We start from the raw sequence: 15876 nt of genomic DNA on the forward strand, positions 1-15876 counted from the left end.
TCACCCCGTGACCAGTCCTGCGATTAGGACAACAAACATCCTGCATTCCTGCGGCCTCAGCGCGCAGTCAGTACCTGCGTGGCTGACCGATCGTTTTCCTGGGCATTCGAGAGCAGACGCATCTGCGTCTCGTACTGGCGCGAGAGCGAAATCATGCTGACCATCTGCTCGGCCAGATTCACATTGCTGCCTTCGAGATAGCCACCGCCCACGCGCACCGTCTCGTCCGCCTGTGCCTGCTCGCCACTGGCCAGCCGGTAAAGACCGTCGCCACCGCGGACCAGATCGGCCTCGGGTGGATTGACCAGCTTGAGCCGGGCCACCGGCGTTGCGGTCGCTGCCCCGGTCAGGGGCGTCGCGGTGATCGTGCCATCACCACCGATTTCGACCGAGTTATCCGGCGGAATCGAGATCTGGCCGGAATCCCCGACCACTTCGAGCCCACCCTGCGTTCGCAATATGCCGTTTTCATCGAGCTTGAAACAGCCGGAGCGGGTGTAGGCTTCGGAACCGTCCGGCAGGCTCACGGCAAACCAGCCGGAGCCGTTGATGGCGGCGTCCAGCGAGCGCCCAGTCTGACTCATCGGGCCGGACGTGAAATCGCTGCCGGTGGTGGAATCGACCACGAAGGCACGCGTCGGCAAGGCTTCGGACTGGACCGGCACCGCGCGCAGGCGATGCAGTTCGGCGCGAAAACCGGTTGTCGACACATTGGCCAGATTGTTGGCCACCGCGGCCTGCTGGCCCATGGTGGCCTTGGCCCCGGTCATCGCGGTGTAGATCAGCTTGTCCATGCCGGCCTCCGGTTTCTACGATTGCGCATCAGCGCAGATTAACCAGCGTCTGCATGATCTGATCCTGCGTCTTGATCGACTGCGCGTTGGCCTGGTAGTTGCGCTGCTGCGTGATCATGCTGACCAGTTCTGCGGTGAGGTCGACGTTCGACTCTTCCACGGCACCTGCCATGAGATCCCCCAGGCTGCCAGTGCCCGGCGCGCCCACCAGCGGCTGGCCGGAGGAAGGCGACTCGCCCCAGAGGTTGTTGCCCAGGGAGGTGAGCCCTTGCGGATTGGCGAAGTTCGCAAGCACGATCTGGCCAAGGTTGCGGGTCTGGCCGTTGCTGTAGCGCCCCTGGATGATGCCGTCCGTTCCGATCGTGATACCGGAAAGGCGGCCCGAGGCGTAGCCGTCCTGCGTCTGCCGGTTGATACCGAACGCGCTGCCGTATTGCGTGCTGCCGGTGAGGTCAAGACTCACGCTGAAGGGGCTGACCGCGCCGGTGCTGACGGTGAGGCCGGCCACCGTGAGCGGCATGGTGCTGGTCAGCTGGCCTGAGGTGTCGAAAGTAACCGGGGTCGGCGTGGCGCTGGTCGCCCCTCCGTCAAGCTGGGTATACATGTTCCAGCTGCCTGCTCCGCCGGCGCGGAAATACAGGCTCATGATGTGCGAGTTGCCGAGGCTGTCGTACACCGTGACCGAGGTGGATGAGTTGTAGGTGCTGGTGTCCGGCGTCGTGGCGCCGGTCACCCAGGCATTGGCCGGCGTCGTCGAGCGCGAATCGAGGTTGAGCCCCATGTCGATGACGGTGGTCTGCACCGGCATCAGGTCAGACGTGTCGATGTAGATCGCGCTCGGGCTGGCGGGCAGGATGGCGCCCTGCGCATCCGCCGGGTAGCCGGTGAGCTTGTACCCGTTCGAGTTGATGATGTTGCCGTTCTTGTCCACCTGGAACTGGCCATTGCGCGAGTAGGCCACCACGCCATTGCTCTCGACGCGGAAGAAGCCGTTGCCGTTGATGGCCACGTCAAGCGGATTGTTGGTCGGTGTGATGTTGCCCTGGTTGAACACCTGCGACACTTTTCCGACGGCCGTACCGATCCCGATCTGGATACCGGCAGAAGCGCCGTTGAGCGCCGTGGCGTAGACGTCCGAAAACTGCGTACCGGAGAGCTTGAAACCGACGTTGTTGGCGTTGGAAACGTTGTTGCTGATGACATCAAGTGCCTTGGAGGCTGCGTTGAGGCCACTGAGTCCTTGCTGGAATGCCATGATCTGCTCCCGGAATTACAGAATAAGCTTGATGTCGCCCATCGAAACACGCCCAAGCGAACCGACATCCACCTGGACCTCACTGCCCCCCGTCACCACGCTATTGACCGTGGCGAGCTCGAGCGTGCTGGCCGTCACCTTGGTGTCACCATTGGTGGCGGTCACTTTCATCTTGTAAGAGCCGTCGGCCACCTTGGTGCCGGCGTCGTTCTTGCCATCCCAGGCGAACTCATGCGTTCCGGCTTCCAGCTTGCCCAGATCGATTCGCTTGACCTCCAGGCCATTGGCATCGGTGATGGTGACGCTCACGGCAGAGGCCGCCTTGTCGAGCTGCACGCCACCAACGCCCATGCCATCGGCTACCAGCATTCCGGAGCCCGGCACCAGTACCGCGCGCCCCACCAGTGCGGCAGCCTGCAACGCATCGGAGGACTGCATGTTTGCCATCAGGGAAGACAGGGTCGAGTTCAAGCGCTCGATACCGTCCACCGTGCTGATCTGAGCGAGCTGTGAGGTCGTTTCAGCGTTATCCATCGGATTGAGCGGATCCTGATTCTTCAGCTGCGTGGTCAGCAGCTTGAGGAATCGCGACTGCTGCTCATCGACCTTGGTGCTGGACGACGAAGTCGAACCTGAAGAGGTCGTGCCATTCAGTGACGACAGGATCTGCTGCGCGCTGCTGGAAGTTGCGCTGGTAACGGCCATGGTCTTGCTCCGGTTGCTTTACTACGATTGACCCAATGCAAGGGTTTTCTGCATCAGGGTTCTGGCTGTGTTCATGACTTCGGCATTAGTCTGATAGGCGCGGGAGGCAGACACCATATTCACCATCTCCTCGACCGCATCCACGTTGGACATGGTGACGTAGCCCTTTTCGTCGGCCAGCGGGCTCTTCGGGTCGTAGACCATGCGCCCGGGCGCCGCGCTCTCGACCACCTGCTTCACCTGCACACCCTGGCCAGCCGTTCCCATCTGGACGGCCTGAAAAACGACCTGCTTGGCCTTGTAGGGCTTACCGTCCGCACCCAGCGCACTCTCCACGTTGGCCAGGTTGCTCGCGGTGGTATTGAGGCGCATTGACTGCGCGTTAAGCGCCGAGCCCGCGATATTGAATACATTGAACATGCTCATGGCAGCCTCCCGCTTACTGGCCGGAAACTGCCTGCTGCATCGTCCGCAACAGGCCGTTGATGAAAGTGATGCTGGCTTCATACTGGACCGAGTTCTCGGCAAACGCCGCGCGCTCGACATCCATGTTCACCGTGTTGCCATCCACGCTCGACTGCTGCTCGGTGCGGTACAGCAACTGGGCTGACGAGCCCGGCGCACTGGCTGCAATGTGCCGCGCGGCAGTGGTCGACAGGGCGACAGGAGCCGTTCCGCGTCCCTGCAGGGCACTGCCCAGCGCCGAGCCGAAATTCATGTCGCGCGCCTTGTAGCCCGGGGTGTCCGCGTTGGCGATATTGCCCGCAAGCAGCTCCTGGCGTTCGGCGCGAAGGTTGAGTGCGGTCTGGTGAAAGCGCAGGGCGTTATCGAGCTGGACGTTCATTTGCTCCACTCCGTTCATGATCTCTTCAAACATTCCGTCGCTCCCCACATGGACTTGCTGGTCTGGCGACAGTCTCATTGCAGCTTCTGTGCCAGCATCGTACGACGGGGCTTTGAGGCGGCAGCGCGCGATAAAGCGGCAAAACTCCCGCCTTTCCCGGCGGCAGACAGGCCCGTTTCGGCAAACTTTGCCGGCAAGGCACCGGAGGCCGGAAATGAGCGGCAAGTCGGCGACTGTTCCCGCCATGCATGCGCCTCGGGTCGCGGTTTAATGAAGACCGGACCCGAACCACCGCACAGGATGAAACCCGCCGCCCTCGCCTTTCTGATTTCGCTCCTGCTGGCCGCGTTGCCCGGCCCAACCAGGGCTGCCGGAGCACTCGAGCCGGCTTTGCGGAGCTTTGCCAGCGCGCAAGCCGCCGGCTTGCCGGGCAAGGCAACGCTGGACCTGCCGCGCGTTCCCGAGAGCCCCAGGATCACCGCCTGCAAGCAATGGCAGATTTTCCTGCCCGAGCGCGCGCGCTTCTGGGGACAGGTGTCGCTGGGAGCCCGCTGCAGCGACGGCCCCTCGCAGTCGCTCTACATCCAGGCAAGAGTCCGGATCGATGGCGTCGCCGTCGTTGCCGCCCGCCACATCCCGAGCGGTCAGCTTCTGGGCGCAGATGATCTGACCTCACTCGAAGCTGATCTGGGCAGCTACCCGCCGGATCTGATTCTTGACCCCGCCTCAGCCCGCGGGCGGATCAGCCGTGCAGCCATCGCGCCCGGACGCCCGATCCTGAAAAGCCTGCTGCGGCAGGAGAACGTCATCGAGGCCGGGCAGTCCGTGCGGATCGAGCTTGTTGACGGCTCACTCTCCGTCAGCAATGAAGGAGTGGCCATCGGCAGCGCCGCGCCCGGTCAGGCCGTACGGGTGAAGCTCGAAAGCGGCCGCATCATCACGGGCCTGGCAACCGAAGACGGCCGGGTCGACGTTCGCCCCTGAAGGTGCGAAAGCCCCATGCCGCAAAGCCGAAAGGGCCTTGCCGCGCTTGTCTTGGTCCATAAAAAAACCTAAAGTTTCACTGACCGACTCCGATATGACTGCTGTGTCAACGCGAAATGCTCCGGGTCCGGAATCCTTCGCGCCAGCCATGCACGTCCAGAGCAAAGGGAAACGCCGTGAAAATCGATAATTCACTCAAATCGTCGGGATCCGTCAGTGATTCCAAGGCCCGCGTTGCGCGAGAGGCCTCGACAAGCACCAGTGCGCCCAGCGAATCCAAGGTTCAGCTGTCTGCATTCGCCAGCAATCTGCAAAAGCTCGAATCAGCCGTCGAAAACACCCCGGTGGTCGATAGCGGCAAGGTAGATGAAATCAAGAACGCCATTGCCCAGGGGCAATTCAAGGTCAATCCCGAAAAAGTCGCAGACGGACTGATCGACAGCGTTCGTCAGATGCTTTCCGCACAACCCAGGACAGCGTGAATACGCCAGTCAATTCCGCGGCCCTGCGCCAGCGCCTGACGACACAGCTTGTTGCCGAAACGCAGCATGTAAGGGAATTCGTCACCGTGCTGGAAGAGGAACGCCGGATATTGACCCAGCGCGACGTCGAGCCGCTTTTCGCGCTGTCCGAAAAGAAGGCACATTACGCGCGCCTGCTGCAGCAATCGGCTCACGCCCGCTCTGTCCTGCTGACCCAGGCTGGCTTGACCAATGATCGCGCCGGCGTGGAAGCCTTGCTGGGCTCGCCCGAAACGCCTGTCTGGCAAACTTACCTCACCGTTGTGGCCAGCGCCCGCCAGCTCAACGAAGACAACGGCCGCCTGCTTACCGACAGGCTTGCCAGCAATCATCAGGCACTCGCCATCCTGATGGCACATTCCGACCAGCCCACCGTTTATGGGCGCGACGGCAGCGCCAGAACCCGCCCGGGCTCCCGCCTGCTCGGCAGCTACTGATCTTCAGTTGCCCCCAGCCGGGGAAGACTGTTGCGGCGCCACCAGCCGGGTGTTTTCCGGCGTCCCCAGGGCGCCATCCGCATTTTCCAGCTTGCGTACGCCCTCCGGCTGCCCGCTCTCCAGTACTTCTGTCGTGGAAGGCGCTTCAGCCACATCTGGCGCCATCGACTCGATCTGGATCGTGACACGCCGATTCCGGGCGCGACCGTCCGCCGAAGCATTGTCCGCCACCGGGCGCTGGTCGCCATAGCCGGCAGCGGTCAGCCTGTCGGCAGCCACGCCACTGGCGACGAAAAGCCGGACCACGGACGATGCCCGCACGGCGGACAGCTCCCAGTTGGAGGGAAAAATGGCAGTCTTGATCGGCAGATTGTCAGTATGCCCCTCCACCTTGACCGGGAACTCGCCCTTGGCAATGACCTCGGCCACGGCCTGCAGGGCCCGGACCGCCTCGGGCCCCAGCTGCGCTTCTGCCGGACTGAACAGGGCACTGGCATTGATTTCGATGGAAATGCCATTCACGCCTTCGGTCACCCTGACCTGCCCACCTCGTACCAGCGGATCCAGCACCCGTTTGACGTCGTCAGCCATGTCACGCATCTTCTGGCGGAATGCAGCCCTGCGGGCTTCAGCCTGCGCATCGGGGCTGGCACTGCGTGAAACGACGGGCGCCACCGGCGCACTGAGTACCTGGGGCTGCGGCACCATGCTCATGCCGTCCTGATTGGTTGCGCTGCGAAACGCATGCACGATCGAGTTCGAAAGCACCCGGTACTTGCCTTCGTTCACCGAGCTGATGGCATACATCACCACGAAGAAGGCGAACAGCAGCGTGATGAAGTCCGCATAGGACACCAGCCAGCGCTCGTGATTTTCATGCTCTTCTTCCTGGCGTCGGCGGGCCATGGGTTCTCCGGTGACAACAAAGCAGATTGACTCCCGGACATCAACGGCCTGCAAGGCCGCAGACTTGAGCATGAAAAAGGGCCGGTTCTGCCGGCCCTTGTCAATTCAATGCGTGGAAACTCATTTGAGACCAAGTACGTCCTGCATGTCATACACCCCATTGGGGCGCCCCTGCAGGAAAACCGCCGCACGCAGCGCGCCGGTAGCGTAGGGCATCCGGCTGCTGGCCTTGTGCGAAATCTCGACGCGCTCGCCCAGCCCGCAGAACATCACCGTGTGGTCACCGATCACGTCTCCGCCACGAACCGTGGCGAAGCCGATGGTTTCGGGTTTGCGCTCACCGGTGACACCTTCGCGCCCATACACCGCACATTCCTTGAGATCGCGGCCCAATGCGTCGGCAATCACTTCGCCCATGCGCAGCGCGGTTCCGGAAGGCGCATCCACCTTGAAGCGATGATGAGCCTCGAACACTTCCACGTCATAGCCGGAAGCCAGGATTCGGGCAGCCACGTCGAGCAGCTTGAACACGGCATTCACACCGACCGCCATGTTCGGCGCGAGCATGACCGGAATTTCAGCCGCTATCGCGCCAATCAGGGCCTTTTCCTCGGGCTTGAAACCGGTTGTCCCGATCACCATGGCGCATTTCACGCGACGCGCGACATCAAGGTGGGCCAACGTGCCTTCGGGCCGGGTAAAGTCGATCAGACAATCCGCCGCCTCCAGCGCCGCCTCGATATCGCAGGACACCGGCACGCCGCAGGCGTTGCCCGTGACCATTTCGCCGGCATCACGCCCGAGGAAGGCGCTGTCCGGACGATCCAGCGCAGCGACAAACGACACGCCGGGCGTTTGCAGCGCAGCTTCGATGAGCATGCGACCCATGCGGCCGGAAGCTCCGGCAATCGCGACCTTTACCGTCATGAAAAACCTCGGAAGATGGAAGCAGAACGAATTGACAGGGGAGCCGCTCCGGGGCGCCCCCGGAAAATCAGGGGGTCACAGGCGGCACGGCCGGGCCGGTGATATCGATCACGCGCGGCGCCGTCGGCGCGCTCTCCTGCACGCCATTGGCCGGAATCACGTCGCCCTCGACGCGGGCAAGCTTGTCACCCTCGAAGAACAGCGTGATGGAGCGACGCTCCAGAGGCTTGCGATTGCCGGAGACCTGATAGACGTAATCCCAGCGGTCCTTGTGAAAGATGCTCACAAGCATCGGCGAACCCATCACGAACCTGACCTGCTCGCGGCTCATGCCCGGGGAGAGTTTCGACACCATCTCCTGGGTCAGCGCGTTCCCCTGCCTGACCTCGATCTGATAGGGCCTGACCACGCTGGTCACAGCACTCGAGGAACAGGCCGCCAGCAAAGTGGCAGCAACAAGCACCAATCCGGAACGCAGGAACATGCGGAAAATCTCTCGTGACATCGAAGGACGGAACAGGAGGGTCTGACAGGCGCCCCTTCAGGCTGGCCCGTCCTTCCAGATTCCAAGAACAGGCGCTGGACTATATCATACGGCCCTCACCTACCGGAGACCGTGATGCCCCCACCCAATAGCCTCAAGGAATCGGGACTCAAGGCGACGCTGCCTCGCATGAAGATCCTTGACCTGTTCCAGCGCTCAACGGAACGCCACCTTTCCGCAGAGGACGTCTACCGTCTGCTGCTGGCGGAAGAGCTGGATGTCGGCCTTGCCACGATCTACAGGGTGCTCACCCAGTTCGAACAGGCCGGGCTGCTGCAGCGCCACCATTTCGAATCCGGCAAGGCCGTTTTCGAGCTCGACAAGGGCGATCACCACGACCACATGGTTTGCCTCGATTGCGGCAAAGTGGAGGAATTTTACGACCCCGAGATTGAAGCGCGGCAAAACGCCATCGCCAAGGAAAAAGGATTTCACATCCGCGAGCACGCGATGTATCTCTACGCCGAGTGCGTCAAGCCTGAATGTCCCAACAAGGCAGCGCGCAAGAAGTCCTGAACATTTCCGCACGGCCGGAGGGTCCGGCCTTTTCCCGGAACGCCCTGGTTCCGGACAACCTCCCGCTCCCTGCCACCATTCGTTGAGCTGCACCACGCCTTCAGGTGCCGCGGCAGGTTAAAATCCCCGATTCGCGATTTTCACCGACCGGATTCACTCCATGCAGTCCTCGTCCATGCAGGAAAAGTACGATCACACCGCCACCGAGCAAGTTGCCCAGCAATTCTGGGAGCGCACCGCTGCCTTCAAGGCCGTGGAAGACGCCAGCAAGCCCAAGTACTACTGTCTGTCCATGTTCCCGTACCCGTCGGGCAAGCTGCACATGGGCCACGTGCGCAACTACACGATTGGCGACGTACTGACCCGCTTCCACAAGATGCGCGGCTACAACGTGATGCAGCCCATGGGCTGGGACGCCTTCGGCCTGCCCGCCGAGAACGCGGCGATCGCCAACAAGGTGCCGCCGGCACAGTGGACCTACTCCAACATCGAATACATGAAGGGCCAGTTGAAGTCGCTGGGCTTCGCCATCGACTGGAGCCGCGAACTCGCCACCTGCAAGCCTGACTACTACAAGTGGAACCAGTGGCTGTTCCTGCGCATGCTCGAAAAGGGCATCGCCTACAAGAAGACCCAGACCGTGAACTGGGACCCGGTCGATCAGACCGTGCTGGCCAACGAGCAAGTGATTGATGGCCGCGGCTGGCGCACCGGCGCGGTAGTCGAGAAGCGCGAAATCCCCGGCTACTACCTCGCCATCACCCAGTATGCCAATGAGCTGCTGAACGATCTGGATACGCTGGACCAGTGGCCCGAGCGCGTGCGCCTGATGCAGGCCAACTGGATCGGCAAGAGCACCGGCGTGCGCTTCGCCTTCCCGCACGAAATCAAGGAGGAATCCGGCGCGCTGATCGGTGACGGCAAGCTGTGGGTGTTTACCACCCGTGCCGACACCATCATGGGCGTCACCTTCTGCGCCGTGGCCGCCGAGCACCCGCTGGCCACGCACGCCGCACAGAACAATCCCGAACTCGCCGCCTTCATCGCCAAGTGCAAGAGCGGCTCGGTGATGGAAGCCGACATGGCGACCATGGAGAAGGAAGGCCTGCCCACCGGCCTTTTCGTCACCCACCCGCTCACCGGCGAACAGGTTGAAGTGTGGGTCGGCAACTATGTGCTGATGTCGTACGGCGATGGCGCCGTGATGGCCGTGCCGGCGCATGACGAGCGCGACTTCGGATTCGCCAAGAAATACAGCCTGCCAATCAAACAGGTCGTCGCCCTTGGAGACAAGAGTTTCTCCACCGACGCCTGGCAGGAGTGGTACGGCAGCAAGGAAGGCCAAACCATCAACTCCGGCAAGTACGACGGCCTCGGCTACGAAGCCGCTGTCGACGCCATCGCCACCGACCTCGCCGCCAAGGGCGCGGGCGAGAAGAAGGTTCAATGGCGCCTGCGCGACTGGGGCATTTCGCGCCAGCGTTACTGGGGCTGCCCGATCCCGATCATCCACTGTGATGACTGCGGCTCGGTGCCGGTGCCGGACGACCAGCTGCCGGTCGTGCTGCCCGAAGACTGCGTGCCGGACGGCTCCGGCAACCCGCTGCACAAGCGTCCAGACTTCCTGAACGTCGCTTGCCCCTGCTGCGGCAAGCCCGCCCGCCGCGAGACGGACACCATGGACACCTTCGTGGATTCCTCCTGGTACTACGCCCGCTTCGCCACGCCGGGCAACGACACGGCGATGGTCGATGAGCGAGTGAACTACTGGCTGCCGGTGGATCAGTACATCGGCGGCATCGAGCACGCCATCCTCCACCTGCTCTACTCGCGTTTCTGGACCAAGGTGATGGGTGACCTCAAGCTCGTGAACTACCGCGAGCCCTTCAAGCGCCTGCTCACGCAAGGCATGGTGCTGAATCACCTGTTCTCGCGCCGCTCCGACAAGACCGGCATCGAGTGGTTCGCCCCCGAAGAAGTGGACCTGATCAAGGATGAGTCCGGCCGCGTCACCGGAGCCACCGCTGTGCGTGATGGCGAGCCCGTCGAATACGGCGGCTTCGGCACCATGTCCAAATCGAAGCGCAACGGCGTCGACCCGAACGCCATGATCGAACAGTACGGTGCCGACACCTGCCGCTTCTTCATGATGTTCACCGCGCCGCCCGAGCAGACGCTGGAATGGTCCGACGCCGGCATCGAAGGCTCCTACCGCTTCCTCAAGCGCGTATGGGCTTTCGGCCACGTCTATGCCAGCCAGATCAAGCCGCTGCTGCCCGCCACGCGCGAGCTGGCTTCGGCCAAGCTGCCGGACAACCTCGCCACGCTGCGCCGCGAGATCCACCTGAACCTCAAGCAGGCCAACTACGATCTGGGCAAGCAGCAGTTCAACACCGTCGCCTCCTCGTGCATGAAGATGATGAACGCGCTGGAGAAAGCCCCGCGTGATTCGGCGATTGCCGCCGAAGTCATCGAGGAATGCTTCGGCATCCTGCTGCGCGTGCTCTCGCCCATCACCCCGCACATCACCCACACCCTGTGGGCGGACCTTGGCTATGGCGAAGACATCCTCGCCGCAGCCTGGCCGGAACCGCTGGACGCCGCACTGGTGCAGGACGAGATCGAACTGGTGCTGCAGGTGCTGGGCAAGACGCGCGGTGCGGTGAAGGTGCCGGCCGCAGCCGACAAGGCCGCGATCGAAGCCCTGGCCGTAGCCTCGGAAGCCGCCCAGAAGTTCATGGAAGGCAAGCCCGCGAAGAAGATCATCGTGGTGCCGGGCCGGCTGGTTAATATCGTCGTCTGAACGTAGCCCGGATGAAGGCCGCAGGCCGGAATCCGGGACGCAAGCCCCCGGATTCCGCTCCGTGGCATCCGGGCTACACATTGAAGGAAAACCATGCTCCGCCGTGTCTTTCTCGCTGCAGTCCTGCTTGCCTCCGTCTCCGCCTGCGGCTACCACCTGCGCGGACCACAGACGCTGCCCTTCTCCACGATCTATCTGAACATGAACCGCTATGACACCTTCACGGCGGCGCTCAAGCGGCAGATCGAAACCAGTGGTTCGACCAGGGTGGTCGACAGCCTCAAGGAAGCCGACGTCCAGTTTTTCGTGGCACGCAACGACAAGGAAAAATACATCCTGTCGCTGACGGCCTCGGGCACGGTCCGCGAGTATCAGCTGCGTCAGCGCTTCGGTTTCCGGGTCCTCGACAAGAATGGTCGTGAAGTCACGTCCTACAGCGAAATCTATGTCACGCGTGACGTGAGCTTTGCCGAAGGTCAGGAGCTCGCCAAGGAGCAGGAAGACGCACTGCTCTACCGCGACATGCAGAACGACATCCTGCAGCAGTTGATGCGCCGGCTCGCCCGGGCAGTACCCAATTCCGAACCGGCAAGCGACGCCGCCAAGCCTTGAACCTGCGCCCTGACCAGCTCGCCGCTCAGCTCCAGCGAGGGCTGGCTCCGCTTTACGTCCTGCACGGTGACGAGCCCCTGCTCGTCATCGAAGCGGCAGACAGCATCCGTACCGCAGCTCGCGAAGCGGGCGTCAGCGAACGAGAAGTCATCGTCACCCACCAGCATTTCCGCTGGGACGAATTCGGCCTGGCAGCGGGCAATCTTTCGCTGTTTGGCGAGAGGAAGCTCGTCGACCTGCGCATTCCCAACGGCAAACCGGGCAAGCAGGGCGGCGAGGCGCTCGCGCGTTTCGCCCGCGAGCTCGACCCGCATGCCGGTGACATCACGCTCATCACGCTTCCACTGCTGGACTGGACGGTGCGCAAGGCAGCCTGGTTCCTTGCCCTGTCCGAAGCCGGCACGGTGATCGAGTGCAATGCACCGCCCCTGGCGGAGCTGCCGCACTGGATAGCCCAGCGCCTGGCCCGTCAGCAACAGCGTGCATCCCGTGAAGCGCTGGAGTTCATTGCCGGCCATGTGGAAGGCAACCTGCTCGCGGCCCACCAGGAAATCCAGAAACTCTCCCTGCTGTATGACCCGGGCGAGCTGAGCCTCGAGCAGATCGAGGATGCGGTGCTGCATGTGGCGCGCTACGACACCGAAAAGCTGCGACTGGCGCTGCTTGAGGGCGATGCGCCACGCTGTGCACGACTGCTCGAAGGCCTGAAGGGCGAAGGCGCCGCCCCCCCTCTGGTGCTGTGGACGATCGCCAACGAAGTCCGCACCCTGGCACGCTTGCGCGCAAGCGTGGATGCCGGCCAGAACATCGATGGCGCACTGAAGGCGGAACGCGTTTTCGGCCCGCGTCAGGCGCTGTGCAAGCGCGCCGTGCAGCGGCTCAAATCCGGTGGCCTGCGCGCCGCATTGCTGCATGCAGCCCGGGCCGACCGCATGATCAAGGGTCTGGCACAGGGCGACATCTGGGATGAGTTCCTGCAGATCTCCCTGCGGGTCCGCGCGCGCTGAGCGCCTGACCGCGTTGCGGCCCGCTTGCCTTTCCTGACGGATCTCCGACTGAGCGGGAACACGCCGCGTCCCGTCTGCCGCCCGTGCGGTTCACGGTGGCGGCCGTCTGTCTGACGTCCTGCTTCGGGCGACGACTGCACCTTCGTCCGGAGCGCGAGTCTTTAAACTGTCTGACAATTATTTATCCGATCTGACGCGTCTGAGCGTCGCGCCAGCCTCGTGCCGCGCAGATCGCGGTATTCATCAGGAAAGGACAGACCATGAAAACCCGATTCTTCCGCCCGCATGCCCTCACCCTCGTGGCCGTGCCGCTTTTTGCCCTGACTGCCTGTGGCGGCGGCGGTGACACGATCGCGGACGCCATTGCCGATGTCACCAAAGGTGTCTGGCTCGACAAGTATGAAGACAGCTGCGGCGGCTCCGGCAACACCAAGAGTGTCGACGTGGCTAACGGCGGTACGGTCAGGATGTCGATCCGCGTGAATACGACCGGGGACGTTGAACCCCTCTCCGGCGAATGGTTCACCGAAGGCAGTGGCTGGCAAACGGTACTCGGCACCAGCGCCACCCCGAGCCTTGCCAATCAGGGAGACGGCACCGGCCGCTTCTTCAGCCTGCCGGTCGTGGTGAAAGGCACGGGGGACATGGAATTCCGTCTGGTCATCAAGGACAAGAAAGGCGACCAGCGCTACGAGGATCGCTGCAAGGTGCACGTCAATATCCGGTAAGACCGTCCACCCTCTTCGCACCGACCGGAGCCTTCCGCTCCGGTTGGCTTTGAGCCTTCAGGATGCGCGCGAGTCATCCTCGACATCGAGCAGGCCCGCCACATCGCTCAGCTCGACTTTCTCGATCTTCTGGAAGTGGCCGGAGATCTTCTTCGAAGAAATGTGCACATCCTGCGCGTCCTCATGCGCCAGACGGATGTGGTCGGCCAGCTTCTTCATGCGCTGATCGAAAAGGCCGAAGTCTTTCGACAGCTTGCCCAGCGCATCCTTGATCAGATGGATCTGGCGGCGCGTTTCCACATCCTTGAGCACCGCCCTTGCGGTATTCAGCACGGCCATCAGCGTGGTGGGGGACACGATCCAGACCCGCCGGGCCTGGGCCCAGCTGACGAGGTCCGGATGATAGGCGTGAATTTCGGCGAAAACAGCCTCAGCCGGGACGAACATCACCGCTCCGTCCGCCGTTTCGCCTGCCACGATGTACTTGCTGGCGATCGCCTCCACATGCCGCCGGATATCCTGCTTGAAGAGCCCTTCCGCTGCCTTGCGCTCCAGCTCGCCTGCCGCCGGATCAAACATGCGATGGTAGTTCTCGAGCGGAAACTTCGAATCCACCGCAATACGGCCGGTCGGCTCGGGCAGCCGGAGAACACAGTCAGCCCGAACGCCGCTGGCCAACTGGCACTGGAACTCATAGGCATCAGGCGGCAGGGCATTGCGGACCAGAGCTTCGAGCTGCACCTCGCCAAAGGCTCCGCGCGCCTTCTTGTCGCCAAGCAGTTCCTGCAGGCTGACCACGTTCAGGGTGAGATCCCCGATCTTCTTCTGCGCTTCATCGATGGTTGCCAGCCGCGCCATCACATTGGCAAAGGTCTCGTTGGTCTTGGCAAACCCCTCGTCGAGGCGCTGATTCACCACGCCAGCAATGGCCTCCAGCCGCTCGTTCATGGTCCGATTGAGGCTCTCGCTGGTTTCGCTCTGCTGAAGTGCGGCACGACGCAGGCCATCCTGCAGCAGTTCGCGATCCGTGCGAGCCGATTCGGCAAGTTTCTCGAGCGTCTGACCGAGCATCTCGGCCTTGAGCTGCTGCTGACGCTGGTCGAGCAGCGCGGCAAGCTGATCGAGCTTGCGTGCCGCATCCCCGCCCTGCTGGGCAAGCAGGGTCTGCATCGCGCCATGCAGGGCCTGCATCGCGTCCCGGGTAGCGCGCAGCTCGCCAGCGACCAGATTGCGCTGGCGCTCGGAGGCGTCCGTACTGGCTGCCAGCATGCGGTCACCGAGCCGGTCAAGACCGGCGCCGAGGTCGTTGAGCATGGCGCGATGGCCCGCGGCCTGAGCACTTGCCAGCGCCTGAAGCATCGCATCCCGCTCAGTGGCCGCCCCACGGGTCAGCGCAGCAAGGCGCCAGCCCAGCGCCGCCAGGCCCGCCAGCAGGAGAACCAGCAAGGCGAGCGTCAGCGCCTGCATGTCCATCTCAGCGCTCCGGCGTGAGACGAAGCGGTTCGATCTGCAGCGTATCGTCGCCAGCCGAGAGCATGAGCTGGCCATCCTGGATGGTGCTCTGGATCTGCATGCCGCGTCCGGCCAGTGCGGCCAGAGCCGCACAGTCAGCAGCCTCGAGTTTCCAGACGGTGAGCTTGTCCTGTCTTTCGAGCGCGGCGGCATTCTGTTGCCACCACTGGTCCAGTCCGCGCCCATAGGCATAGACGCTGACACGGTCGGCCCGGCCGCAGGCGCGCCGCAGCAGGCGCTCGTCCGGCTGGCCGACTTCGATCCAGTGCTGCACGGCACCAGTGAGATCACGATCCCACAGCGCTGGGTCGTCTTCGCTCGAGATGCCGCGGCCGAACTCGAGTGTCTCGCTGGCATTCAGCACGAACGCCAGGAGACGCACCATCATGCGTTCATCGGTCTCGGAGGGGTGACGGGCCAGCACCAGGGAATGGGTCTGGTAGTAGTGACGATCGAGGTCTGAAATGCCGACTTCGGCCTTGAAAACAGTGGAGCGCAGCGCCAAAACGTGGGAATCCTTTTCTTCTTTACTTGCGACGGATCAGGAAGACGAACTCGCTACCATCGTCCCCGCTCTGGTCTTCCATCTCATGCCCGGTCTGACGGGCAAAAGCCTCGAAATCCTTGCGCGCACCGGGGTCGGTCGCCATGACCTTGAGCACCTGACCGCTGCTCATCGTGGCAAGCGTTTTTTTCGTGCGGAGAATGGGCAGCGGGCACTTGAGGCCGCGCACGTCCAGCTCGCTGTCAATCTTGTTCATGCCGTGTTCCTTGAAGTCGT

At 62.9% G+C, this 15876-nt stretch carries 19 protein-coding genes; 8 read left to right on the top strand and 11 right to left on the bottom strand.

From position 1 onward, the window contains the following. Positions 1 to 56: 56 nt before the first annotated feature. The 5 genes from flgF to flgB are packed head-to-tail and all read right to left on the bottom strand — an operon-like array spanning position 57 to position 3598. Entirely contained in the window at positions 57 to 794 is a 738-nt protein-coding gene (gene flgF / locus ABDB87_RS12940) for a flagellar basal-body rod protein FlgF (RefSeq protein WP_345927662.1), read from the bottom strand. A 28-nt stretch (positions 795 to 822) separates the two neighbouring features. Continuing rightward, on the bottom strand, positions 823 to 2049 hold the full coding sequence (flgE, locus tag ABDB87_RS12945; RefSeq protein ID WP_345927664.1) for a flagellar hook protein FlgE: 1227 nt from the start codon (positions 2047 to 2049) through the stop codon (positions 823 to 825). Positions 2050 to 2064: 15 nt separating this feature from the next. Then, complete coding sequence (locus ABDB87_RS12950; RefSeq protein ID WP_345927666.1) at positions 2065 to 2754, bottom strand: flagellar hook assembly protein FlgD; 690 nt, start codon at positions 2752 to 2754, stop codon at positions 2065 to 2067. Positions 2755 to 2775: 21 nt separating this feature from the next. Then, positions 2776 to 3180 (bottom strand): flagellar basal body rod protein FlgC, encoded by a 405-nt coding sequence (flgC, locus tag ABDB87_RS12955; protein ID WP_345927668.1) that lies wholly within the window; start codon positions 3178 to 3180, stop codon positions 2776 to 2778. Between the two features lie 13 nt (positions 3181 to 3193). Next, on the bottom strand, positions 3194 to 3598 hold the full coding sequence (gene flgB, locus ABDB87_RS12960; protein ID WP_345927885.1) for a flagellar basal body rod protein FlgB: 405 nt from the start codon (positions 3596 to 3598) through the stop codon (positions 3194 to 3196). A 300-nt stretch (positions 3599 to 3898) separates the two neighbouring features. On the opposite strand from flgB, the gene flgA reads away from it, so the two are divergent. The 3 genes from flgA (at position 3899) to ABDB87_RS12975 (ending at position 5540) form a co-directional block, all read left to right on the top strand. Continuing rightward, positions 3899 to 4582, top strand: coding sequence for a flagellar basal body P-ring formation chaperone FlgA (gene flgA / locus ABDB87_RS12965; RefSeq protein ID WP_345927670.1), 684 nt, complete (start codon positions 3899 to 3901; stop codon positions 4580 to 4582). Between the two features lie 176 nt (positions 4583 to 4758). Then, the gene (gene flgM / locus ABDB87_RS12970) at positions 4759 to 5064 is read left to right on the top strand and encodes a flagellar biosynthesis anti-sigma factor FlgM (RefSeq protein WP_345927672.1); all 306 of its coding nucleotides are present in this window, start codon (positions 4759 to 4761) and stop codon (positions 5062 to 5064) included. After that, positions 5061 to 5540, top strand: coding sequence for a flagella synthesis protein FlgN (locus tag ABDB87_RS12975; protein WP_345927674.1), 480 nt, complete (start codon positions 5061 to 5063; stop codon positions 5538 to 5540). The genes flgM and ABDB87_RS12975 overlap by 4 nt, the downstream gene beginning before the upstream one ends. Before the next feature lie 3 nt (positions 5541 to 5543). Here the strand turns inward: ABDB87_RS12975 and motD are convergent, their stop codons facing one another. From motD to ABDB87_RS12990, 3 genes are all read right to left on the bottom strand, one after another. Then, positions 5544 to 6446 (bottom strand): flagellar motor protein MotD, encoded by a 903-nt coding sequence (gene motD / locus ABDB87_RS12980; RefSeq protein ID WP_345927676.1) that lies wholly within the window; start codon positions 6444 to 6446, stop codon positions 5544 to 5546. Positions 6447 to 6566: 120 nt separating this feature from the next. Next, a complete protein-coding gene (gene dapB, locus ABDB87_RS12985) occupies positions 6567 to 7373 on the bottom strand; it encodes a 4-hydroxy-tetrahydrodipicolinate reductase (protein WP_345927678.1) in 807 nt (268 codons plus the stop codon). 67 nt (positions 7374 to 7440) lie between these two features. Next, positions 7441 to 7857 (bottom strand): outer membrane protein assembly factor BamE, encoded by a 417-nt coding sequence (locus tag ABDB87_RS12990; RefSeq protein WP_345927680.1) that lies wholly within the window; start codon positions 7855 to 7857, stop codon positions 7441 to 7443. A gap of 135 nt (positions 7858 to 7992) precedes the next feature. Between ABDB87_RS12990 and fur the strand changes: the two genes are divergently transcribed. From fur to ABDB87_RS13015, 5 genes are all read left to right on the top strand, one after another. Beyond that, positions 7993 to 8433, top strand: coding sequence for a ferric iron uptake transcriptional regulator (fur, locus tag ABDB87_RS12995; protein WP_345927682.1), 441 nt, complete (start codon positions 7993 to 7995; stop codon positions 8431 to 8433). A 175-nt stretch (positions 8434 to 8608) separates the two neighbouring features. After that, a complete protein-coding gene (gene leuS / locus ABDB87_RS13000; RefSeq protein WP_345927887.1) occupies positions 8609 to 11236 on the top strand; it encodes a leucine--tRNA ligase in 2628 nt (875 codons plus the stop codon). A 93-nt stretch (positions 11237 to 11329) separates the two neighbouring features. Next, positions 11330 to 11848 (top strand): LPS-assembly lipoprotein LptE, encoded by a 519-nt coding sequence (locus ABDB87_RS13005; RefSeq protein ID WP_345927684.1) that lies wholly within the window; start codon positions 11330 to 11332, stop codon positions 11846 to 11848. Next, entirely contained in the window at positions 11845 to 12855 is a 1011-nt protein-coding gene (gene holA / locus ABDB87_RS13010; protein ID WP_345927686.1) for a DNA polymerase III subunit delta, read from the top strand. The genes ABDB87_RS13005 and holA overlap by 4 nt, the downstream gene beginning before the upstream one ends. A 260-nt stretch (positions 12856 to 13115) precedes the next feature. Next, positions 13116 to 13583, top strand: coding sequence for a hypothetical protein (locus tag ABDB87_RS13015; protein WP_345927688.1), 468 nt, complete (start codon positions 13116 to 13118; stop codon positions 13581 to 13583). Between the two features lie 57 nt (positions 13584 to 13640). Here the strand turns inward: ABDB87_RS13015 and ABDB87_RS13020 are convergent, their stop codons facing one another. Genes ABDB87_RS13020 through ABDB87_RS13030 form a run of 3 tightly spaced genes read right to left on the bottom strand, consistent with a single transcriptional unit; the run spans position 13641 to position 15856 of the window. After that, positions 13641 to 15050, bottom strand: coding sequence for a DNA recombination protein RmuC (locus tag ABDB87_RS13020; RefSeq protein ID WP_345927889.1), 1410 nt, complete (start codon positions 15048 to 15050; stop codon positions 13641 to 13643). Positions 15051 to 15057: 7 nt separating this feature from the next. Next, on the bottom strand, positions 15058 to 15600 hold the full coding sequence (locus ABDB87_RS13025; protein ID WP_345927690.1) for a YaeQ family protein: 543 nt from the start codon (positions 15598 to 15600) through the stop codon (positions 15058 to 15060). A 22-nt stretch (positions 15601 to 15622) separates the two neighbouring features. Beyond that, positions 15623 to 15856, bottom strand: coding sequence for a sulfurtransferase TusA family protein (locus ABDB87_RS13030; protein WP_345927692.1), 234 nt, complete (start codon positions 15854 to 15856; stop codon positions 15623 to 15625). Between the last annotated feature and the right edge of the window lie 20 nt (positions 15857 to 15876).

The sequence above is a fragment of the Uliginosibacterium paludis genome, assembly GCF_039631355.1.
GTDB classification, from domain to species: Bacteria; Pseudomonadota; Gammaproteobacteria; order Burkholderiales; family Rhodocyclaceae; genus Uliginosibacterium; species Uliginosibacterium paludis.